This is a genomic window from Pseudomonas sp. Pso3 (assembly GCF_055393275.1).
In genome coordinates this window covers 577,203-598,974 of record NZ_AP043687.1, presented here as the reverse complement: position 1 = coordinate 598,974, position 21,772 = coordinate 577,203, and the positions used below count along the sequence as shown (strand labels likewise).

Here is a 21,772-nt window from a genome sequence, read left to right as displayed (position 1 = left end):
ACGTTCGATGAGGTGTGTTCATGATCCCCTGGCTGACCGTGGTGGGTATCGGCGAAGACGGCTACCCCGGCCTCGGCAAGCAGGCCCGCCGCGCCCTGCTGGAGGCGGCGGTCGTCATTGGCGGTCCACGCCAGCTGGCGCTGCTGCCACCCTGCATCCGCGCCAGCCGCGAGCCCTGGCCGCAGCCCTTCGCCCTGGCCCCGGTCCTGGACCGGCGCGGCACCCAGGTCTGCGTGCTGGCCAGCGGCGATCCCATGCTGTTCGGCGTCGGCGCGAGCCTGGCGCGCCAGCTGTCGGCCGACGAGCTGCAGGTGCTACCGGCGCCCTCCTCCTATTCCCTGGCCGCGGCTCGCCTCGGCTGGCCGCTGCAGGACGTCACCCTGCTGTCGGTGGTGGCCCGCCCCCTGGCCGCCGTGGTGCGCCATCTGCACCCAGGCGCCCGCCTGCTGGTATTGAGCAACGACGGCCACAGCCCTGCGGCCCTGGCCGCGCTGCTGGTGGACCAGGGCTTCGGCGCCAGCCAGCTGCAGGTGCTGGAGCACCTGGGCGGCCCTCTGGAGCGCCAGATCGCCGGTCGCGCCCGGGACTGGCCGCTGGCGGAAGCGGCGGCGCTCAACCTGGTGGCCATCGAGGTCCTGAGCGAGACTGGGGAGACGGGTCTGCCGCTCACCCCGGGTCTGCCGGACAGCGCCTATCGCCACGACGGCCAGTTGACCAAGCGAGACGTACGCGCCGTAACCCTGGCCCGCCTGGCACCGCGCCCCGGCGAACTGCTGTGGGACGTGGGCGCCGGTTGCGGCTCCATCGGCATCGAATGGGCGCGCAGCCATCCCGGCTGCCGGGTGCTGGCCATCGAGGCCGACGCCGGTCGCCAGGCCCATATCCTCCACAACCGCGACCACCTCGGCGCCCCGGCCCTGCACCTGGTGGCCGGCCAGGCGCCCGAGGCCCTGGCCGGTCTGGCCACCCCGGACGCCATCTTCATCGGCGGCGGCCTCACCGCGCCGGGGGTGCTGGACGCCTGCTGGGACGCCTTGCGTCCCGGCGGTCGCCTGGTCGCCAATGCCGTGACCCTGCAGACCGAGGCCGCCCTGGTAGCCTTTCGCGAACGCCACGGCGGCGACCTGACCCGCCTGCAGGTAGCCCAGGCCCAGCCGCTGGGCGCCTTCGACACCTGGCGTGCGGCGCTGCCTATTACCTTGCTGGACGTGGTGAAGCCGTGACTGGCCGGCGCTCGTCGAAAGTAGAAAGGGTGATTGGGTGTGCCTCCCTCATCCCTGAAGACCATGAGCGGCGCCTTGCCCCCTCACCCCAGCCCTCTCCCCGTAGGGGCGAGGGGGCGGTTAGGCGTGCCTCCTTCATCCCTGAAGACCATGGGCGGCGCCTTGCCCCCTCACCCCAGCCCTCTCCCCGTAGGGGCGAGGGGGCGGTTAGGCGTGCCTCCTTCATCCCTGAAGACCATGAGCGGCGTTTTGCCCCCTCACCCCAGCCCTTTCCCCGTGGGGGCGAGGGGGTGGTTGGGTGGTGGCTCGGAAGTCTGGCGTCCGGGCTGACGCCCGCGACTCTTGCTGAGCACGCTGCAATGACCAGCGGGAAAGCCGCCTGCGAGACCAATACCCCTACTCCGCCGCTCGCCCCCCGGCACCGCCTTTCCTCCCCTCTCCCTCGGGGAGAGGGGCCGGGGGTGAGGGCGCGCCATGCATGACGAAACCTCCGCCGCTCCGGGGGAAGACCGCCCATGAAGATCCTTCTGCTCGGCGGCACCACCGAAGCCCTGGCCATCGCCCGCACGCTGCCGGCCGAGGCCCTCTACAGCCTCGCCGGTCTCGGTCGGGTGCCCCAGGACCTGCCCTGCCAGGTGCGGGTCGGCGGCTATGGCGGCGCCGCGGGGCTGGCCGCCTTTCTCCACAGTGAAGGCATCGAGTTGCTGCTGGACGCCACCCATCCCTACGCCGCCCGGATCAGCCACAACGCCGGCCTGGCCGCGGCCCAGGCCGGTATCCCCTGCTGGGCCCTGCGCCGCCCCGGCTGGCAGGCTGGTCCCGACGACGACTGGCGCGAGGTGGCCGACTGGAGCGAACTCCAGACCACCCTGGCGCCCTTCACCCGCCCCTTCTTCACCCTGGGTCGCGAATCCCTGGAGCACCTCGCGGAAATCCCGCCCCACCAGTTCTGGACCCTGCGCCTGCTCGACGCCCATCCCGGCCACGCACGGGCGCGGATCATCGCCGACCGTGGTCCCTTCGCCCTGGAGGCCGAGCGCGTGCTGTTCGCCCAGGGTGACTTCGATGTGCTGATCAGCAAGAACAGTGGTAGCGCCGCCACCCAGCCCAAGTTGCAGGTGGCCCGCGAGCGGGGTCTGCCGGTGCTGATCCTGCGCCGCCCCGCGTTGCCCAGCGTCGATCGTGAATTCGCCAGCGTCGCCGACCTGCTCGCCGCCCTGGCCGAGGAAACCCCATGACCGTTCATTTCATCGGCGCCGGCCCCGGCGATCCCGACCTCATCACCGTCAAGGGCCAGCGGCTGATCCGCCAGTGCCCGGTGATCCTCTATGCCGGCTCCCTGGTGCCGCCCGCGGTGCTGGAAGGTCACCAGGCCGAGACGGTGATCGACACCGCCCGCCTGGACCTGGACGCCATCGTCGGCCATCTGGCCGCCGCCCATGCCCGCGGCCAGGACGTGGCCCGGGTGCATTCCGGCGATCCTTCGCTGTACGGCGCCATCGGCGAGCAGATCCGCCGCCTGCAGGCGCTGGGTATTCCCTATGAGATCGTGCCCGGCGTCACCGCCACCGCCGCCTGCGCCGCCCTGCTGGGTTGCGAGCTGACCCTGCCCGGGGTCAGCCAGACGGTGATCCTGACCCGCTACGCCAGCCGCACGGCCATGCCGGAAGGCGAGGCGCTGGCCGACCTGGCGCGGCATCGCGCGACCCTGGCCATCCACCTCGGCGTCGGCCAGCTGGAGCGCATCGTCGCCGACCTCCTGCCGCACTACGGCCCCGGCTGCCCGGTGGCGATCGTCCACCGCGCCAGCTGGCCGGACCAGGACAGCGTCCGGGGCACCCTGGCCGACATCGTCGAACGGGCGCGGGACAAGGATTTCCGCCGCACCGCGCTGATCCTGGTCGGCGAGGTGCTGGCGCCAGGGGATTTCAGCGATTCCAAGCTTTATCGGCAGGGGCCGGGGTAGTCATCAAATGCCTTTATCGCGGCCATGCCGGTGCGCCGTAGCGACCGCTCCTACGGTTACATCGGAGCCTGTAGGAGCGGCCCATGGCCGCGATAAAACACCCCTACCCTAGAGAGAAATGACGGCGATTTCCGGAGCTCAATACCCCGCCCCACCCTCGCCACCGCTGACGATGGCCACGCCCGAGCTGGTCCCCAGGCGGGTCGCGCCGGCGTCCAGCATGGCCTGGGCGGTGGCGCGGTCACGCACGCCGCCGGAGGCTTTCACGCCCATTTCCGGACCCACCTCTTCGCGCATCAGGCGGACATCGTCCAGGGTCGCGCCGCCATGGCCGAAACCGGTCGAGGTCTTGACGAAGGCGACGCCGAGGTCGCGACAGATCCGGCAGGCCTGGCGCTTCTGCTCATCGTCGAGCAGACCGGTCTCCAGGATCACCTTGAGCGGCACCGCGCCACAGGCGGCCTGCACCGCGGCGATATCGGCGGACACCTCCTCCAGCAGGCCATCCTTGAGCCAGCCGAGGTTGAGCACCATGTCGATCTCCCCGGCCCCGGCGGCGATGGCCTGCTCGGCCTCAAAGGCCTTGGCCGCGCTCAGCCCGGCGCCGAGCGGAAAGCCCACCACCGCGCAGACCTTGACCGCACTGCCGGCCAGTTGCGCCGCGGCATGGGGGACCTGGGCGGAATTCACGCACACCGAATAGAAGCCATGGGTGCGCGCCTCCTGGCACAGGCGGTCGATCTGGGCGCGGCGGGCGTCGGCGGCGAGCAGGGTGTGGTCGATGGTCTTGGCGAGTTCGCCGGGTTCAAGCTGCATGGGGCCTCCTCAGGCACGGGTAGCGTATGATCGGATCAGAATTCTTGGTTGGTGCGGCCTGCACCTCTAGTCGGACTCCCCTAGCGCACCCCTCATGGATAGCAAGAAAGCCGCTCGGCTCAAGCTGATGCACCAGGCGCTGCAGGATCAGCACGCCATTCACCTGCGCGAGATGGCCCAGCTGCTGGGTGTCTCGGAAATGACCCTGAGACGCGACCTGCGGCTCCCGCCGGACGGCCTGCGCCTGCTCGGCGGTCATGTCACCCGCGATGTCGGCGGCAGCGAGGCGCCCGGCTACCAGGTGGTGGAACAGGACCTGCGCCAGGTCGAGGAAAAGCGTCGCATCGGTCGGCTGGCCGCGGCGCAGATCCGCGCCGGCGACACCGTCTTCCTCGATTGCGGGACCACCACGCCCTTCGTGGTGGACTTCATTCCCGATGACCTGGAATTCACCGCCGTCTGCCATTCGCTCAATGTGCTGCTCAAGCTGCAGCAGAAGGTCAACTGCACCCTGGTGGTCTGCGGCGGCACCTTCCAGCGCAAGAACCAGATCTTCGAGAGTCGCCTGGAGACCGGGGTGCTCGATGGCGTGCGCCTCACCCATGCCTTCGTCTCGGCGGCCGGGGTGAGCGCGGACTTTGGCGTCACCTGCTTCAACTTCAACGAGGTCGAGGTCAAGCAGAAGGTCCTGCGCCAGGCCCAGCAGCGGCTCCTGCTGGTCGACCATACCAAGTTCGACGTGGTGCGCGCCGCGCATTTCGCGGCGCTCGGCGACTTCGACCTGGTGGTCAGTGACGGACGCATTCCGCGCAGCTATCGCGAGCGGATCGAGGCGAACGGCGCGCAACTGCTTACCTGATCCGCGCCGGGTCGGCCAGGCGCGTCAGCAGCGCCTCGCGCTCGGCGGCGGCGAGATAGCCGGTCCTGACGCTGAAGGCGCGACGCTCTCCCGGTTGCAGCTGCTGCACCTGCCCCTTGGTCGTCTCGGCCAGATAGCCCTCCGGTTCGCAGGTCGCCGGCAGCACGAAGGCCGCCACCTGCTGATCGGGGTTGTGCAGCACCCAGCGCGTGGCATGGGGCAAGTCCTGCGGGCGATAGGCCGTGTAGAAGGCGGCGCCGCCCGGATGCTCCAGCAGGAAATGCGCCTCCCCCGCCGCGTCGGTCCCCGGCGCATCGATGAAACTGACGATCTCCGGCTGGTAGCGCGCCGGCGCATCCAGCACCCGCAGTCGCTCGGGGTCTTCCGCCAGTGCGGCGATGAAGGCCTGCCAGTCGGCGGTCGGCCGCACATGGGCCGGCACGCTGGTGCGCACCCGGGTGCGGGCCACCCCGAGCGGCTCATGGAAGCGTCCGCCGGGCACATAGGCGTAGTTCATGTGCGCCATGTACATCAGGTCCATGGGCTGGCCGGCCTGGTTTTCCACCTCCAGGCCCAGTTCGAACACCGCGCTGTCCGCTCTCAGGGTCACGCGGGGCTGGGCGCGATAGCGATCGCCGAAGCCCATGGCGTAGTCGTGGCGGCCGCCCAGGCGCAGGAAATCGCCCTCCGCGTCCTGGCCCAGTTCCAGCCAGGCCTCGTCCAGCGGCGCGCAGGGCAGCTCGCCGTGCAACTCGTGGCTGTCCTCCGGCGCCGGGCAGCCGTTGCGCAGCACCCCGGCGTGGAACATGAAGCAGCCATAGGTCTCGATGATCCGCCGGGTCGGCCGCGGCTGGTCGAACAGCCCCGGCATGGTCAGGCGGCAGCCGTCGAAGCTGGCGTCCCAGATCATCTGCCCCTGGTAGGGCAGCACCACCAGGCGGCCACGACGATTCTCCAGCGCCAGGGCGCGCACCCCGGAGGGATAGGTCCAGGCGCGCACCTGGAAGGCGTCGCTGGCGAGCAGGGTGCGCTCGTCGGCGGTGAATTGCTCAGGCTGCAGGGGCAGGCGTACGGACATGACGGCGCCCTCCTCAGGCGGTCTGGGCGGCGCCCACCGGCAGCCGTTCGCTGGCCGGGTGACGCAGGCAATAGAGGGCGTAGGCGACGATCACCGTAAAGCACAGCAGCGGCACCGAATAGGCCAGCTGCATGTTGCCGCCGGTGTAGTCCGACAGCAGGCCCTGGAAGATCGGGATCACCCCGCCGCCGACGATGCTCATCACCAGCAGCGAGCCGCCGAATTCGGTGTCCCGGCCGATGCCGTCGACGGTCAGGCCATAGATGGTCGGCCAGCAGGGGCCAAGGAAAATGCTCACGCCCACGGCGGCGTACACCGCGGTGATGTTGGGCACCAGGATGGTGTAGGCCAGCAGCGCGATGCACAGCACCCCGTAGACGCCCAGCACCTTGGCCGGATGCCAGCGGCGCATCAGCAGGTTGGCGATCAGCTTGCCGACGAAATAGGCGGCGAAGGTGGTGAGCAGGAACCAGGAGGCGCTGCGCTCGTTCATGCCGCCGAGTTGCATGGCCAGGCGGATGGTAAAGCTCCAGACGCCGACCTGGGCGCCGACGTAGAGGAATTGCGCCAGCACGCCAAAGACGAAGCGCGGATTGCGTCGCAGCCGACCCAGGCTGGCGGCGACGCCGTCGCCCTCGCTGCGTACGCGCTCGTTGCCCTTGCAGGCCGGATAGCGGGTGCAGGCGATCAGCACGAAGATCAGCACCAGCACGCCGATCATCCACTGGTAGGGCGTCAGGGTGGCCTGGATCATCTGCAACTGCTGGGCGGCGGCCTCGGCGGGATTCATCTGCAGCAGCTGCGCCTGGCTGGCGTCACCCTCCTTGAACATCACGAAACTGCCGACATAGACCCCGGTCATGGCGCCGAAGGGGTGGAAGGTCTGGGAGATGTTCAGCCGACGGGTGCCGGTCTCGCGCGGCCCGAGCAGGGTCGAATAGGTGTTGCAGGCGGTCTCCAGAAAGGACAGCCCGGCGGCGATCACGAACAGCGCCAGCAGGAACATGCCGTACTTGGCCATGGAGGCGGCGGGAAAGAACAGCAGGCAGCCGACCATGTAGAGGAACAGGCCGAAGAGGATGGTCGTCTTGTAGCTGAAGCGTCGCACCATCAGCGCGGCCGGCAGGGCCAGGAAGAAATAGCCGAGATAGAAGGCCGACTGGACGAAGGCGGTCTGGAAGTCACTGAGCAGGAAGGCCTTCTTGAAGTGGGCGATGAGCACGTCGTTCATGCTCGCCGCCGCGGCCCAGAGGGCGAAGATGCAGCACAGCAGGATGAAGGCGAACCACGGCGTGCGGTTCAGGTAGTAGCCGTCGGCACTGGGCCGCAGGGGTGACTGGCTCATTGTTGTTCTCCGTAGGGGTGCCAGGGTGGGGGATCGCCGCGCGCGGGTCAGAGATCCAGGGAAGCGAGGTAGTCTTCGAAGACCGCGGCCTCGGGATAGGAGGTCTGGGTGCCGCGCCCGGTGACCGACAGCGCCGAATAGGCCACCGCCCGCTGCATGGCCTCCCGCAGGCCCAGGCCCTGGACGCGGCCGTGGGCGAAGCAGCCGATGAAGGCATCGCCGGCGCCGGTGGTGTCGAGGGCCGCCACCCGCTGGCCGGGCAGGCTGAATTCGCCCTCCTCGCCCACGTACAGCGCGCCCGCGGCGCCCAGGGTGACCACCACGTGCCGGATGCCGCGACCGGCCAATACCCGCGCCGCGGCGAAGGCGCTGTCGCGATCCGCCACCGGCAGGCCGCTGACCAGGGCCAGCTCGGTCTCGTTGGGGACGAAGTAGTCCAGCCGGGCGAGGTGCGCGGCGCTCAGGTCGGCCACCGCCGGCGCCGGATTGAGCAGCACCGGGATGCCCAGGCGCTGACCGCAGTCGATGGCGGCATAGACGGTCTCCAGGGCGATCTCCAGTTGCAGCACGATCAGCGCGCAGTCGCGCAGATCGGCTTCCGCGGCCTGGATGTCGGCCGGACCGAGGGCGGCATTGGCGCCCTTCACGATGAGGATGCTGTTGTGCGAATCGGGCTGCACGAAGATCGGCGCCACGCCGCTGGAGCGCCCGGGCGCGCGGGTCACGTGGCGGGTGTCGATGCCGAAGCGGCGGAAGTTGGCCAGGGTGTTGTCGGCGAAGAGGTCGTCGCCGACCTTGGTCACCATCAGCACCTCGCTGCCCAGCTTGGCCGCGGCGACCGCCTGGTTGGCGCCCTTGCCGCCACAGCCGAGGGCGAAGTCCGGCGCTTCCAGCGTCTCGCCCTGGACGGGCAGTCGCTCGATATAGGTGATGAGATCGACCATGTTGCTGCCGATGACCGCGATTTTGCCCATGCCGAGCGCGCCTCCGTTTTTCTTGATGTTATTAAATTAACGGTTTTTGTTAATTTTCCATCATAGATACTGCAACTCGGGGCGCAGCTCAAGCGCCGGTGATCGTCCACGGACGACAGCGAGCGTCCAACCCTCAAGGCTGGGAGCTGCGACACACGAAATGCGAGAAACGGAGAGATCGGACGGCGGTGCGGTACGGCAGCGGGAAGCGGCGCACCGGGGACCCGGTGCGTGCGGGGCGGATCAGTGGAAGAGTTCGGCGATGAACACGGCGCCGATGAAGGTGCCGAAGCCGGCGGTCAGGGAGACCACCACGATGCGCCAGCCCAGCCGGCGAAAGGCCGGGATGTCCTTGGCGATGGACAGGCCGGCGAAGGCCAGCATGGGCGTGATCACCGCCAACACGCCGACGCTGTTGGCGGCGGCGGTGATCTGCGGTGCCAGCGGGCACCAGGGCGAGGTGAGGAACATGGCCACCAGCGACACCCAGCACACCGCCGGCACCTTGCGGCGGAACAGCTGGCAGAGCAGCTCGCCGACGACGGCCGCACCGATCATCAGCGCCACCGCGATGAGGGCGGCAGCCGGCAGCGTCTTGGTCGCCACGAAGGTACCCAGCAGGGCCAGGCCGGCCGCGGCGAACCAGGCACTCAGGCGTCCCGACCAGCCCAGCTCCACCGGCTCGTCCACCACCGTCTGGTCTACCGCGCTCTGGGCGAAGGAGGCCTTGGTCGTCCGGCCGATGCGCGGCTCCAGCACCCGATAGCCCCAGACCGCCAGCGGCAGGGAGATGAACAGGGTGAAATAGGTACCCAGGGTGGTGGTGATGAGGTTGGCCGCGGCGGCCAGCGCCATGACCTCCTTGGCCACCTCGGGGGTCTGCTGGGCCGCCACCGCACCGGCCGCGGCGGCCATGATGCTGCCCGAGCCGATGCCGGCGCCCATGGCCAGCGAATAGGGGTGGAAGATGTTGAGGCTGGCGATGAAGCCGGCGACGATGGCCATGAACACCGCGCCGATCAGGGTGCCGGTGAGGTACTCGGCGAGCACGCCGCGGCCTTCCGGGGAGTCCATGCCGTAGCGTTCGCCGATGATCGCCAGGCTCGGTTCGCGCCCCACGGAGAAGGTGGCGCCGATGGCCTCGCGCTTGATGCCCAGCAGCAGCGCCACGGGCAGGCCGAGCAGGATGGTGCCGACGAAATGGCCCAGCTCCTGGAAGGCCAGCGCCCAGCCGGCGGCGATCACCGTGGGCAGGGAACCGCCCACCACCAGGCCGAGCTTGGCGATGAAGATCAGCAAGGCGTACTGCAGGATGGCCGCCGAGCGCACCTGGGCGCTACGGCTGACGCTCAGGCCCTGCGGCAGTCGCGTGCTGGCCAGGCCAATGGCGGCGCCCAGCAGCAGCGCCCAGATCATCGGCAACAGCACCACCTTGCCCGGGCCCAGCGGGATGCTGACCGAGCCGATCAGCTCGGCGATCAGCAGCACCAGCGCCGCCCAGAAATAGAGTTTCACGGTATCGCTGACAGCTCGGTCCTGGCCCACGGCCAGCGTCGGATTGGCGCTCATTCTTCCCCCTGCGGCCCGCTCGCGGGCTCGGTTGTTGGTATGGTTGGCAGTCGCGAGCGGCGAAGCCCGCTGGGCAGAAAAGGGCTCCGCGAGGGAGCGCGACCCGGTCGTTCTGGAGGTCTGGTCGAGGTCGCACGGCTGGCGTACCGGAGGCTGGAAGCCCGCCGCGGACAGGGTCTCGCGCGGGGTTCTGCGCCGTTCCGGGGCTCTGCGTCGCGGGCCTCGGCCAGGCCGGGGCGGCCGTGGTCTTGGCCCGAGTATGGACAGCGCCCTGTTCTCTCTCCAATACTGGAAATGGCCTTTTCCGTTGCCTTTACGAGAACACACGGATGCGTGGAATTCACGAACAACGCTTGCACTATTTCGTCGAGGCGGTGCGGCTGGGCAGCGTGCGCGCCGCCGCCGACGCCCTGGATATCGCCCCGTCCGCAGTCAGCCGGCAGATCGCCCAGGTCGAGGCGGAACTGGGCGTCGACCTGATCGAGCGCCACCGCCGCGGCATCACCCCGACCGAGGCCGGGCGCCTGGTACTGGATTACTTCCGCCAGCGTCAGACCCAGCTCGACGGGCTGAGAGACGCCATCGCCGATCTGCAGGGGCTGCGCACCGGTCGCGTGGTGCTGGCCATCGGCGAAGGCTTCATCGGCGACCTGTCGCGCAGCCTGGGCGACTTTTCCGCGCGGCATCCGGAGATCGAGGTCAGGGTCAACGTGGTGGGCACCAACGAGGTGATTCGCCAGGTGATGGAAGACGAGGCGCAACTGGGGCTGGTGTTCAATCCGCCGCGCGATCCGCACCTGCGGGTGCATGGCAGCCGCGGGCAGCCGCTCTATGCCATGGTGGCGCCGGAGCATCCGCTGGCCGCGACCCAGGGCCCCGTGACCCTGACGGAGCTGGGCCAGCATCGCCTGGCGCTGCCGGACATCTCCTACGGCATCCGCCAGATGCTCGACGCTGTGGAGCAGGCCGCCGGCCAGCGCCTGGCGCCGACCCTGACCTGCAACACCTTCGCCCTGCTCAAGCACTATGCCCAGCAGGGCGGCGTCACCCTCCTGCCGCTGTTCGCCGCGACCCAGGAACTGGACAGCGGCGCCTTGCGCGCCCTGCCCCTGGCCGATCCCGGCTTCGCCCGTGCCCACGTCGAGCTGGTCACCCGCCTGGGCCGCAAGCTCAGCCGCGCCGCGGACGAGTTGCGGACCAGCCTGGTGCAACAGATGACCGCCTTTCGCTGAGCGCCTGCCCAAAGCCAGCTGCGCGTCGGCCAAACTGCGTTGAAAAGGCCCTGGGTCGCCAGCCCGGCCGGAATGCTCATTTACCATGAGTAAACTCCGCTTCCTCAGGCCTTTGATTCGCTAGCGCTCACCCTCCGGGCCAGCCTTCGGCTGTTACTCCCGTTGGTCGTTGCGCCTTGCTTGACTCTAGCTCGCAAGCCTTTGAGCAGACGCTAAGGCGTCTCAGGCGGGCAGTTCCTGGCGCACCAGCTCGGCCCACAACCGTACGGCCGGTTCGATGATGGCGTCGTTGAAGTCATAGGCCGGGTTGTGCAGCGGCGCCGAGGGCTGGGCGCCGTCGACCCCCAGCCAGAGATAGGCGCCGGGACGCGCCGCCAGCATAAAGGCGAAGTCCTCGGAGGCCATGGATGGCGGTACGCCGTCGCTGACCCGCTCGGCACCAAAGGCCCTTACCGCCGCCTCACGCACCCGCGCGGCCTGGGCCGGATGGTTCTGGGTCACGGGATAGCCGCGGGTGAATTCCAGTTCGCCGCGCACGCCCTGGGCCAGCGGCGCCTGGGCGACGATCTCGCCGATCAGCCGCTCCACCTCGGCGCGCACCGCGCCGTCCAGGCAACGCACCGTGCCCCGGAGTCGCGCCACCTCGGGGATGACGTTGATCGCCTCCCCCGCTTCCATCATGGTCACGCTGACCACCGCCGACGCCAGTGGCGAGATCCGTCGGGCGACGATGGTCTGCAGCTGCAGGATCAGGTCCGCCGCGGCGACGATGGGATCGCGGCCGCGCTCGGGCATGGCCGCGTGGCAGCCCTTGCCAGTCAGGGTGATGGCGAAGGTGTCCAGCGAAGCCATCATGGCACCCGGATTGACCACCACCTGGCCGGCCGGCAGCCCCGGCCAGTTGTGCAGGCCGTAGATGGCGTCCATCGGAAACCTTTCGAACAGGCCGTCCTCGATCATCTTCTGGGCGCCGCCGAGATTCTCTTCGGCGGGTTGGAAGACGAAGTAGAGGGTGCCGCGGAAATCGCGGTTTTCGCTCAGGTGGCGCGCGGTGGCCAGCAGGATGGCGGTGTGGCCGTCATGGCCGCAGGCATGCATGCGCCCGGCGGCGGTGGAACGATGGGGGACGTCCCCCACCTCCTGCATCGGCAGGGCGTCCATGTCGGCGCGCAGCCCCAGGCTCGGGCCCTCGCCCTGGCGCAACACCCCGACCACGCCGGTGCCGCCGAGGCCACGATGGACCTCCAGGCCGAAGCCCTCCAGCAATTCGGCGACCCGCGCCGCGGTGCGGTGCTCGGCGAAACCCAGTTCGGGATGGGCGTGGAAATCGCGACGCCAGCTGCGGGCGTCGTCCAGCAGCGCTTGGTGAATGGTCATGGGCTACTCCAGGCTGGCGCCGTAGCCGAAGCCGGCGGCGGGAACGGCGGCGGTTTCCACCCAGACGCTCTTCACCTCGCTGTATTCGCGCAGGGCGTCGAGGCCGGAGGAGCGACCGTAGCCGCTCTCGCCATAGCCGCCGAAGGGCGAGCTGACGTGGATGGTCTTGTAGCCGTTGACCCAGAAGGTGCCGGCGCGCACGCCACGGGCCACCCGGTGGGCGCGCCCGACGTCACGGGTCCAGACCGCGCCGGCCAGGCCGAAGCGACTGTCGTTGGCGATGCGGATGGCGTCGGCCTCGTCCTTGAAGGGAATGGCCACCACCACCGGCCCGAAGATCTCTTCCTGGGCGCAGCTCAGGCCATTGTGGCCGGCCAGTACCGTGGGATTGACGTAGTAGCCGGTCCCGGCGGGCAGCGGCTCGACGCCATTGGCGACATGCCGCGCGCCCTCGCCCAGGGCGCCTTCCACCATGGTGCGCACATGGGCGAATTGCTTGGCGTTGTGGATCGGACCGATCTGGGTCTCGGGATCGCTCGGGTCACCCACCTTGAACTGGCTGGCGGCGCGGGCCACCGCCTGGATGAAGCGCTCGTAGATGGATTCCTGCACCAGCAGCCGCGAACCCGAGACGCAACTCTGGCCGGCGCCGGAAAAGATCGCCGCCTGGGCGCCGCGCACGGCCAGGTCCAGGTCGGCGTCTTCGAAGACGATGTTGGCCGACTTGCCGCCGAGCTCCAGCACCACCGGGATGCAGCGCTGGGCCGCGGCGGCGGCGATGTGCCGGCCGGTGGCCGGCGAGCCGACGAAGACCACCTTGCGGATGTCGGCATGGGCGATCACCTGCTGGCCCACGGTATGACCCTGGCCGGCGAGCACGTTGACCAGGCCCTTGGGCGCGCCGGCGCGTTCCACCAGCACGCCGAGCAGCAGCGAGGTCACCGGGGTCAGCTCGGACGGCTTGAGGATCACCGCGTTGCCGGCGGTGATGGCCGGGGCGATCTGCCAGCCGCCGGTGAAGATGGGCGCGTTCCAGGGGGTGATCTGCAGCACCGTGCCCAGGGGTTCGTAGGTCACGTAGTTGAGATGACTGGTGGGCACCGGGATGACTTCGCCGTGCAGCTTGTCGGCCCAGCCGGCGTAGTACTCGAACATCTCGGCGACCTTGAGCACCTCGACGCGGGCATCACGGATCGGCTTGTTGGCGGTCTGGGATTCCAGTTGCGCCAAAACCTCGGCTTCCTCGCGGATCAGGGCGCCGACCCGGTAGATGATGCGCCCGCGCGCCTGGGCGGTCAGGGCGCGCCATTCCTCGCGCGCCCGGCGGGCGGCGGTATCGGCGCGCTCGACCACGGCCAGGTCGGCGTCGGGGTAGCTGTAGGCGGGGCTGTCGTCATGGGCGTTGCGCACGGTGATCCGCTCGCCGCTGCCGTCGACGAAGGTGCCGTCCACAAAGCTGGCGACCTGCTGGCGGTCGCCCCAGAAGGGCTTGAGCAATTCCAGTGTCTTGGAGTCCATCATGATCATTCCCCCTTGCCGAACAGGTCTTCGCTGGTACGTCGTGCGATGGCGCAGAAATCCTCGCCATCGGCCAGGGTCTCGGCGCTGGCCTTCCAGGCCTGGGCCGTAGCCGCGGCCAGTGGCAGGTCGAGGCCGAGTTCGGCGATGAGCTGCTGGGCCAGGCCCACGTCCTTGCGCATCAGGCCCATGGTGAAGCCGGAGTCGTAGGCCTTGTTCAGCACCCAGGTGGGGAACATGCCCTGGCTGGCGGCGCTGCGCCCGGAACCGGCATTGATGCCTTCGAGCAGCTTTTCCGGGGCGACGCCGGCACGGGCGGCCATGGTGACGGCTTCTGCGGTGGTGATCAGGTGCGCCGCGGCCAGGAGGTTGTTGGCGATCTTGGCGATGTTGCCGGCACCCACGGCGCCGATATGCACCCGGGTCGCGCTCATGGCTTCCAGCGCCGGCAGCGCCTTGGCCAGGGCCGCCTCGCTGCCGCCGATCACCATGGTCATGGTGCCGGCCGCGGCACCGGCGGGGCCGCCGGAAACCGGGGCATCGAGGAAGTCGGCGCCGACCTCGGCGAAGGCCGCCGCCACCCGGCGACTGGTCTCCGGGGTGGAGGTGGTGGTGTCGACCACCACGGTGCCCGGTCGCACGCGGCTGACCAGACCCGCCTCGCCCAGGCACACGGCCTCGACATGCTCGGCCTTGGGCAGCGACAGCACGATGACGTCGCTGCTGGCGGCCAGGGCCGCCAGGTCGCCGGCGATGGCCACGCCCTGGGCGGCGACCCGCTCGCAGGCGGCGCTGGAAGGATCCAGTCCGGTGACGGTCACGCCCTTGCGCGCCAGGGTGATCGCCATGTTGCCGCCCATGTTGCCGAGTCCGATGACCCCGACCTGCCTGCCCATGCCTTGTTCCTCTGCTTCGAATTGGCGGTGACCGACCCGGTGGCCGGCCCCTTGGCGATCGAGTATGGGAGGCCCCAGGCATCACCACCAATACGGCATTCGGACTTTCATGTTGCGCAAAAGGCAACGCGAGCCAGAGGCACCAGCATCGTGCAAAGGCGCGATTCAAGGGCACTGCCCAGCCCCAGACCGGTGCAGGGCGACCGACCGCGAAGTCACCGCCGAGGCCGAGGCGCCAGTCCCTATGCGTCTCGCCGACGCCTGGCACAGTTCCTGAAAAGGCGCCCTGGCTGGCCAGCAGTCCAGCCCAACAACAGCGCACGTTCGCTTAGGAGCCTTTCGCATGAAGCGCCGCCCACTACTGAAGACCACCCTTGCCGCGTCCGCTCTGCTCATGAGCGGTCTGTTTCCCTGGAGTGCCGCCCACGCCGCGGACACCATCAAGGTCGGTATCCTGCATTCGCTGTCCGGCACCATGGCCATCTCCGAGACCTCGCTCAAGGACATGGCGCTGATGACCATCGACGAGATCAACGCCAAGGGCGGGGTACTGGGCAAGAAGCTGGAACCGGTGGTAGTGGATCCGGCCTCCAACTGGCCGCTGTTCGCCGAGAAGGCGCGCCAGCTGGTGACCCAGGACAAGGTCGCGGTCACCTTCGGCTGCTGGACCTCGGTCTCGCGCAAATCGGTCCTGCCGGTCTATGAAGAACTCAACGGCCTGCTGTTCTACCCGGTGCAGTACGAAGGCGAAGAGATGTCGCCCAACGTCTTCTACACCGGCGCGGCGCCGAACCAGCAGGCCATCCCGGCAGTGGAATACCTGATGAGCGAAGAAGGCGGGGCCGCCAAGCGCTTCTTCCTGCTGGGCACCGACTACGTCTATCCGCGCACCACCAACAAGATTCTGCGCTCCTTCCTGCACAGCAAGGGCGTGCAGGACAAGGACATCGAAGAGGTCTACACCCCCTTCGGCCACAGCGATTACCAGACCATCGTCGCCAACATCAAGAAATTCTCCGCCGGCGGCAAGACCGCGGTGGTCTCCACCATCAACGGCGACTCCAACGTGCCCTTCTACAAGGAACTGGGCAACCAGGGCCTGAAGGCCACCGACGTGCCGGTGGTGGCCTTCTCGGTGGGCGAGGAAGAACTGCGCGGCATCGACACCAAGCCGCTGGTGGGCCAGCTGGCCGCCTGGAACTACTTCGAGTCGCTGGATAACCCGGTGAACAAGAAGTTCGTCGAGGCCTGGAAGGCCTACGCCAAGGCCAAGAACCTGCCCAACTACCAGACCGCCGTGACCAACGACCCCATGGAAGCCACCTACATCGGCATCCACATGTGGGCCCAGGCGGTGGAAAAGGCCGGCAGCACCGACGTCGACAAGGTGCGCAAGGCCATGGCCGGCCAGACCTTCGCCGCGCCGGACGGCTACACCGTGAAGATGGACGAGAAGAACCATCACCTGCACAAGCCGGTGATGATCGGCGAGGTCCAGGACGACGGCCAGTTCAACGTCGTCTGGCAGACCGAGGGCCCGGTCCGCGCCCAGCCCTGGAGCCCCTACATCCCCGGCAACGACAAGAAATCCGACGAACCGGTGAAGAGCGGCCAGTAACGGCCCGCCTCACTCCCGGCCCCTCACTCCGAGGGTAGGGGAGCGAAGCCTGCAAGGTGGCACCTCGCTCTTGCCCCCTCTCCCCCCGGGAGAGGGTTGGGGTGAGGGCAACAGGCGCACCGAAGCCAACAGTTCTTCCCCTCTCTTTAGCAGAGGGCCGGGGTAAAGGCAAAAGGCGCTCCAAGGCCAACAGCTCTTCCCCCGCTCTTCTAGGGAGAGGACCAAGGCGCTTCCCGCCAGAACCGGAAGCGCCCGCACCACCAACGCTCCGCTCCGCCCCCTCTCCCCCTGGGAGAGGGCCGGGGTGAGGGCCCGCCAGCGCACCCGGCCAGACCGCCGGACGCCGGCACCAGAAACGAGGCCACGCCCGCCCTCTCCCGGGAGACGCCGGGCAGGAGCCTTTACCCACCCACGAGGCCGAGTATGTCCCTACGCCTTTTTCTACTGCCCCTGCTGTTGCTGCTCATGGGCACCGCCCAGGCCGGCCCCGCCGCCGACCTGGCCGCCGCCAGCGCCAACGACCAGGCCAAACTCCTCCAGGACTGGGCCGCCGCGCCCGATCCCGCCCAGCTCCCGGTGCTCCAGGCACTGCAGGACGGCCGCTTCTATGTCGATGAAGACAAGCGGCCCTTCTACAAGACCGGCGACAGCTACAGCGCCGCCGAAGGCGACGCCACCCCTCCCACCGGCACACCCAAGCCGGTACGCCTGAACAACCGTCTGCGCATCCTCATCGGCGCCGCCCAGGCCAGCGGCGGGCTGCTGTCGCCCGATGCCAGCGTGCGCCTGGCCGCCGCCCAGGCCCTGCGCCAGGAGGCCAAGCCCGAGCAGCGTGCCTTCCTGGAAAAGCGCCTGCAGAACGAAGCCGACAAGGACGTCAAAGGCGCCCTTGCCGCCGCCCTGGCCAATCTGCAGCTGACCGACCCCGATCCCGCCGTGCGCCTGGCCGCGGTGCGGCTGCTCGGCGAATCCGGTGAGCCCCAGGCCAAGACCCGCCTGCAGGCCCTGCTCGATCCGGCCGTGGAAGCCAACGAAGACGTCCGCAAGGCCGCTGCCACCGGCCTTGCCCAGGTGGACCGCAAGCTGCTGCTGGGCGACCTGCTCGGCCAGGCCTTCACCGGGTTGTCGCTCGGCTCCATCCTGCTGCTGGCCGCTCTGGGTCTGGCCATCACCTATGGCCTGCTCGGCGTCATCAACATGGCCCACGGCGAGATGCTGATGCTCGGCGCCTACAGCACCTATGTGGTGCAGCTGACCCTGCAACGCCTGGCGCCCGAATGGCTGGCCTGGTACCCGCTGCTGGCGCTGCCGGTGGCCTTCGCCGTCACCGCCGCCATCGGCATGGCGCTGGAGCGCACCGTGATCCGCCATCTCTATGGCCGACCGCTGGAGACCCTGCTGGCGACCTGGGGCATCAGCCTGATGCTGATCCAGGCGGTGCGGGTGCTGTTTGGCGCCCAGAACGTCGAGGTGGCCAACCCGGCCTGGCTGTCCGGCGGCATCCAGGTGCTGCCCAACCTGCTCCTGCCGTGGAACCGGGTGATCATCCTCGGCTTCGTGGTCTTCGTGCTGATCCTCACCTGGACCCTGCTGAACAAGACCCGCCTGGGCCTCAACGTGCGCGCCGTGACCCAGAATCGCAACATGGCCGCCTGCTGCGGGGTACCGACGGGTCGCATCGACATGCTCGCCTTCGGCCTCGGTTCCGGCATCGCCGGCCTCGGCGGCGTGGCTCTGTCGCAGATCGGCAACGTCGGTCCGGACCTTGGCCAGAGCTACATCATCGACTCCTTCCTGGTGGTGGTGCTCGGCGGCGTCGGCCAACTGGCCGGCAGCGTGCTGGCGGCCTTCGGCCTGGGCATCGTCAACAAGATCCTCGAACCCCAGATCGGCGCCGTGCTGGGCAAGATCCTCATCCTCGGCCTGATCATCCTGTTCATCCAGAAGCGGCCCCAGGGCCTGTTCGCCCTCAAGGGGAGGGTCATCGATTGAACCAGCCACTCGCGCTTACCGCTGTGCAGAAGGTCGGCCCGCGCCTGAGCCTGGCCGTGCTCGGCCTGGCCCTCGCCGTGCTGATCGCCCTGCCGCTCTTGTCCCTGCTGCCGGCCGACAACCCCTTCCAGGTCTCGGCCTACACCCTCACCCTGGTGGGCAAGATCCTCTGCTACGCCATCGTCGCCCTGGCGCTGGACCTGGTCTGGGGGTATGCCGGGATGCTCTCCCTCGGCCACGGGCTGTTTTTCGCCCTGGGCGGCTACGCCATGGGCATGTACCTGATGCGCCAGGCCGCCGGTGACGGTCTGCCGCCGTTCATGAGCTTTCTCTCCTGGACCCGCTATCCCTGGTTCTGGGCCGGCACCGACCACTTCCTCTGGGCGCTGTGCCTGGCGGTGCTGGCCCCCGGTCTGCTGGCCCTGGCGTTCGGCTTCTTCGCCTTCCGTTCGAAGATCAAGGGCGTCTACTTCTCGATCATGACCCAGGCGCTGACCTTTGCCGGCATGCTGCTGTTCTTTCGCAACGAGACCGGCTTCGGCGGCAACAACGGCTTCACCGGCTTCACCACCCTGCTGGGCTTTCCGGTCGCCGCCCAGGGCACCCGGGCGGTGCTCTTCCTGCTCACCGTGGCCCTGCTGGTGGCCAGCCTCTGGCTGGGCTGGCGCCTGGCGCAGAGCAAGTTCGGCCGCATCCTCACGGCGATTCGCGACGCCGAGAACCGGGTGACCTTCTGCGGCTACGATCCGCGCGGCTTCAAGCTGTTCGTCTGGGTGCTCTCGGCGGTGCTCTGCGGCCTGGCCGGGGCGCTCTACGTACCCCAGGTGGGCATCATCAACCCCAGCGAGATGGCCCCCACCAACTCCATCGAAGCGGCCATCTGGGTCGCCCTCGGCGGACGCGGCAGCCTGATCGGCCCGGTGCTCGGCGCCGGCATCGTCAACGGTGCCAAGAGCTGGTTCACCGTGGCCTTCCCGGAATACTGGCTGTTCTTTCTCGGCGCCCTGTTCATCGTCGTCACCCTCTATCTGCCGCGTGGCGTGATCGGCCTCATCAAGAAGGAGCGCGACGCATGAAAGCCGCCCCCGTACCTCCCACCGCCGCGGAAGTGCTCGATGCCGGCATCGGCGCGGAAGCCAGCGGTCTCGGCCATCGCGCCGGCACGGGCCTGGATACCCGCCACGGCACCATCCTCAGCCTGGAAGGCATCGAGGTCAGCTTCGATGGCTTCAAGGCCCTGCGCGACCTCAACCTCTACATCGGCGTCGGCGAATTGCGCTGCATCATCGGCCCCAACGGCGCCGGCAAGACCACCATGATGGACGTCATCACCGGCAAGACCCGCCCCGACCGCGGCAGCGCCTGGTTCGGCGAGACCCTGGACCTGACCCGCCTGCAACCGGTGGAAATCGCCCAGGCCGGCATCGGGCGCAAATTCCAGAAGCCCACGGTGTTCGAGGCCCTGACCGTCTGGGAAAACCTCGAGCTGGCGCAACGGACCGACAAGTCGGTCTGGGCCAGCCTGCGCGCGCGCCTCTCCGGCGAACAGCGCGACCGCTTGGAAGAGGTGCTCACCACCATCCGCCTGCAGGAATCCCGCGGCCGCACCGCTGGCCTGCTCTCCCACGGCCAGAAGCAATTCCTCGAGATCGGCATGCTGCTGGTGCAGGAGCCGCAACTGCTGCTGCTCGACGAACCCGTGGCCGGCATGACCGACGCCGAGACCGAATTCACCGCCGAGCTGTTCAAGTCGCTGGTGCCCCGGCACTCGCTGATGGTGGTGGAGCACGACATGGGCTTCGTCGGCAGCATCGCCGACCACGTCACCGTGCTGCACCAGGGCCACGTCCTCGCCGAAGGCTCGCTGGACCAGGTCCAGGCCAACGAACAGGTGATCGAGGTGTATCTGGGGCGCTAGCGCCCCAGACTTGAGAATGCGCATCGCGGCCATGGCCACGAGCGGCACCCTATCCGTAGGAGCGGCCCATGGCCGCGATAGAACCTTCCCGAGGCCCCCATGCTCCAGGTCAACGAACTCCATCAGTACTACGGCGGCAGCCACATCCTGCGTGGCCTGTCCTTCGACGCCCCCATCGGCGAGGTCACCAGCCTGCTCGGCCGCAACGGCGTCGGCAAGACCACCCTGCTGCGCTGCCTCATGGGCCTGATCCCGGCCAAGCGCGGCAGCGTCACCTGGGAAGGCCAGGACATCACCAGTCGCAAGCCGCACCAGCGCGTGCAATCCGGCATCGCCTACGTGCCCCAGGGCCGCGAGATCTTTCCGCGCCTCACCGTCGAGGAAAATCTGCTCATGGGCCTGTCGCGCTTTCCCGCCCGCGAGGCCCGCGAGGTGCCCGAGTCCATCTACGAACTCTTCCCCGTGCTGCGGCAAATGCGCCAGCGCCGCGGCGGTGACCTCTCCGGCGGCCAGCAGCAGCAACTGGCCATCGGCCGCGCCCTGGCCAGCCGCCCGCGACTGCTGATCCTCGACGAACCCACCGAAGGCATCCAGCCCTCGGTGATCAAGGAGATCGGCACCGTTATCGCCCACCTCGCCAAGCGTGGCGACATGGCCATCCTGCTGGTGGAGCAGTTCTACGACTTCGCCAGCGAGCTGGCCGACGGCTATCTGGTGATGTCCCGTGGCGAGATCGTCCAGCGCGGTCGCGGCGCCGACATGGAGGCCGAAGGGGTACGAGGACTGGTGGCGATCTGAGCCACCAAGGTCGATAATCGAACGCTTCCGCGACCTGCTCGGCCGCCCGCCCGTTCGCCTCGATTGACGAAATTAACCGACTGGTACATTTTCTCTCCAGCGCCGGGCAGCGCCTGCCCGGCAAGACCCCAAGAGAGAAGGCTGTCATGTCCTCCCGTCGCATCCTGGTCCTCAACGGACCCAACCTCAACCTGCTCGGCACCCGCGAACCCGCCACCTACGGCCACGAGACCCTGGCCGACGTCGCCCGGCTGTGTGCCGAGACCGCCGCCGCCGAGGGGTACGAGGTGGATTTCCGCCAGACCAACCACGAAGGCGAATTGCTCGACTGGATCCACGCGGCCCGCGGCGCCTATGCCGGGGTGGTGATCAATCCCGCCGCCTGGACCCACACCTCGGTGGCCCTCCGCGATGCCCTGGTGGCCAGCGAGTTGCCGGTCTACGAGGTGCACCTGTCCAACGTGCATCGCCGCGAAGCCTTCCGTCACCATTCCTATGTCTCGGGCATCGCCGTCGGCGTCATCTGCGGCCTCGGCAGCCAGGGGTATCGCGCCGCCATCAGCGCCCTCATCGCCCACCAGGGAAACTAACGC

At 68.7% G+C, this 21,772-nt stretch carries 19 protein-coding genes; 11 read left to right on the top strand and 8 right to left on the bottom strand.

The window, feature by feature from the left end; all coding sequences use genetic code 11:
* Positions 1-20 precede the first annotated feature (20 nt).
* From ACZ5R1_RS02825 to cobM, 3 genes are all read left to right on the top strand, one after another.
* Positions 21-1,223, top strand: a complete 1,203-nt coding sequence (locus ACZ5R1_RS02825) for a bifunctional cobalt-precorrin-7 (C(5))-methyltransferase/cobalt-precorrin-6B (C(15))-methyltransferase (protein ID WP_042137402.1) — start codon at positions 21-23, stop codon at positions 1,221-1,223.
* A gap of 515 nt (positions 1,224-1,738) precedes the next feature.
* Positions 1,739-2,461, top strand: coding sequence for a cobalt-precorrin-6A reductase (locus ACZ5R1_RS02820; RefSeq protein ID WP_042137392.1), 723 nt, complete (start codon positions 1,739-1,741; stop codon positions 2,459-2,461).
* The gene (gene cobM, locus ACZ5R1_RS02815) at positions 2,458-3,189 is read left to right on the top strand and encodes a precorrin-4 C(11)-methyltransferase (protein WP_042137390.1); all 732 of its coding nucleotides are present in this window, start codon (positions 2,458-2,460) and stop codon (positions 3,187-3,189) included. The genes ACZ5R1_RS02820 and cobM overlap by 4 nt, the downstream gene beginning before the upstream one ends.
* A 138-nt stretch (positions 3,190-3,327) precedes the next feature.
* Here cobM and deoC read toward each other — a convergent pair whose 3' ends face one another.
* On the bottom strand, positions 3,328-4,005 hold the full coding sequence (gene deoC / locus ACZ5R1_RS02810; protein WP_042137388.1) for a deoxyribose-phosphate aldolase: 678 nt from the start codon (positions 4,003-4,005) through the stop codon (positions 3,328-3,330).
* 94 nt (positions 4,006-4,099) lie between these two features.
* On the opposite strand from deoC, the gene deoR reads away from it, so the two are divergent.
* Positions 4,100-4,864, top strand: a complete 765-nt coding sequence (gene deoR / locus ACZ5R1_RS02805) for a DNA-binding transcriptional repressor DeoR (protein ID WP_027601060.1) — start codon at positions 4,100-4,102, stop codon at positions 4,862-4,864.
* On the opposite strand, the gene ACZ5R1_RS02800 is transcribed toward deoR, so the two are convergent.
* The 4 genes from ACZ5R1_RS02800 to ACZ5R1_RS02785 form a co-directional block, all read right to left on the bottom strand.
* Complete coding sequence (locus ACZ5R1_RS02800) at positions 4,857-5,942, bottom strand: aldose 1-epimerase family protein (protein ID WP_042137386.1); 1,086 nt, start codon at positions 5,940-5,942, stop codon at positions 4,857-4,859. The two genes, deoR and ACZ5R1_RS02800, sit on opposite strands and share 8 nt — an antisense overlap.
* Before the next feature lie 13 nt (positions 5,943-5,955).
* A complete protein-coding gene (gene fucP / locus ACZ5R1_RS02795; protein ID WP_027598812.1) occupies positions 5,956-7,287 on the bottom strand; it encodes an L-fucose:H+ symporter permease in 1,332 nt (443 codons plus the stop codon).
* 47 nt (positions 7,288-7,334) lie between these two features.
* A complete protein-coding gene (gene rbsK, locus ACZ5R1_RS02790; RefSeq protein ID WP_027601062.1) occupies positions 7,335-8,261 on the bottom strand; it encodes a ribokinase in 927 nt (308 codons plus the stop codon).
* 243 nt (positions 8,262-8,504) lie between these two features.
* On the bottom strand, positions 8,505-9,830 hold the full coding sequence (locus ACZ5R1_RS02785; RefSeq protein WP_027598814.1) for a DUF3100 domain-containing protein: 1,326 nt from the start codon (positions 9,828-9,830) through the stop codon (positions 8,505-8,507).
* A gap of 329 nt (positions 9,831-10,159) precedes the next feature.
* Between ACZ5R1_RS02785 and ACZ5R1_RS02780 the strand changes: the two genes are divergently transcribed.
* On the top strand, positions 10,160-11,062 hold the full coding sequence (locus ACZ5R1_RS02780; RefSeq protein WP_042137384.1) for a LysR family transcriptional regulator: 903 nt from the start codon (positions 10,160-10,162) through the stop codon (positions 11,060-11,062).
* A gap of 222 nt (positions 11,063-11,284) precedes the next feature.
* On the opposite strand, the gene ACZ5R1_RS02775 is transcribed toward ACZ5R1_RS02780, so the two are convergent.
* The 3 genes from ACZ5R1_RS02775 to ACZ5R1_RS02765 are packed head-to-tail and all read right to left on the bottom strand — an operon-like array spanning position 11,285 to position 14,853.
* Positions 11,285-12,439, bottom strand: coding sequence for a M20 aminoacylase family protein (locus tag ACZ5R1_RS02775; RefSeq protein ID WP_042137382.1), 1,155 nt, complete (start codon positions 12,437-12,439; stop codon positions 11,285-11,287).
* A 3-nt stretch (positions 12,440-12,442) separates the two neighbouring features.
* The gene (locus ACZ5R1_RS02770; RefSeq protein ID WP_152643573.1) at positions 12,443-13,960 is read right to left on the bottom strand and encodes an aldehyde dehydrogenase family protein; all 1,518 of its coding nucleotides are present in this window, start codon (positions 13,958-13,960) and stop codon (positions 12,443-12,445) included.
* A gap of 2 nt (positions 13,961-13,962) precedes the next feature.
* The gene (locus tag ACZ5R1_RS02765) at positions 13,963-14,853 is read right to left on the bottom strand and encodes an NAD(P)-dependent oxidoreductase (protein ID WP_027598818.1); all 891 of its coding nucleotides are present in this window, start codon (positions 14,851-14,853) and stop codon (positions 13,963-13,965) included.
* Positions 14,854-15,196: 343 nt separating this feature from the next.
* On the opposite strand from ACZ5R1_RS02765, the gene urtA reads away from it, so the two are divergent.
* From urtA to aroQ, 6 genes are all read left to right on the top strand, one after another.
* Entirely contained in the window at positions 15,197-16,471 is a 1,275-nt protein-coding gene (gene urtA / locus ACZ5R1_RS02760; RefSeq protein WP_027601065.1) for an urea ABC transporter substrate-binding protein, read from the top strand.
* Positions 16,472-16,894: 423 nt separating this feature from the next.
* Positions 16,895-18,463: an urea ABC transporter permease subunit UrtB gene (urtB, locus tag ACZ5R1_RS02755; protein WP_042137378.1), complete on the top strand. Its 1,569-nt coding sequence runs from the start codon at positions 16,895-16,897 to the stop codon at positions 18,461-18,463.
* Positions 18,460-19,539 carry an urea ABC transporter permease subunit UrtC gene (gene urtC / locus ACZ5R1_RS02750; RefSeq protein ID WP_027598821.1) on the top strand — a complete coding sequence of 360 codons (1,080 nt, stop codon included), beginning with the start codon at positions 18,460-18,462 and terminating at the stop codon, positions 19,537-19,539. The genes urtB and urtC overlap by 4 nt, the downstream gene beginning before the upstream one ends.
* A complete protein-coding gene (gene urtD / locus ACZ5R1_RS02745) occupies positions 19,536-20,381 on the top strand; it encodes an urea ABC transporter ATP-binding protein UrtD (protein WP_027601067.1) in 846 nt (281 codons plus the stop codon). Before urtC ends, urtD begins: the two co-directional genes overlap by 4 nt.
* A 99-nt stretch (positions 20,382-20,480) precedes the next feature.
* Positions 20,481-21,179 (top strand): urea ABC transporter ATP-binding subunit UrtE, encoded by a 699-nt coding sequence (urtE, locus tag ACZ5R1_RS02740; protein WP_027601068.1) that lies wholly within the window; start codon positions 20,481-20,483, stop codon positions 21,177-21,179.
* Between the two features lie 146 nt (positions 21,180-21,325).
* Positions 21,326-21,769, top strand: coding sequence for a type II 3-dehydroquinate dehydratase (gene aroQ / locus ACZ5R1_RS02735; RefSeq protein ID WP_042137376.1), 444 nt, complete (start codon positions 21,326-21,328; stop codon positions 21,767-21,769).
* The last annotated feature ends 3 nt before the right edge of the window (positions 21,770-21,772 follow it).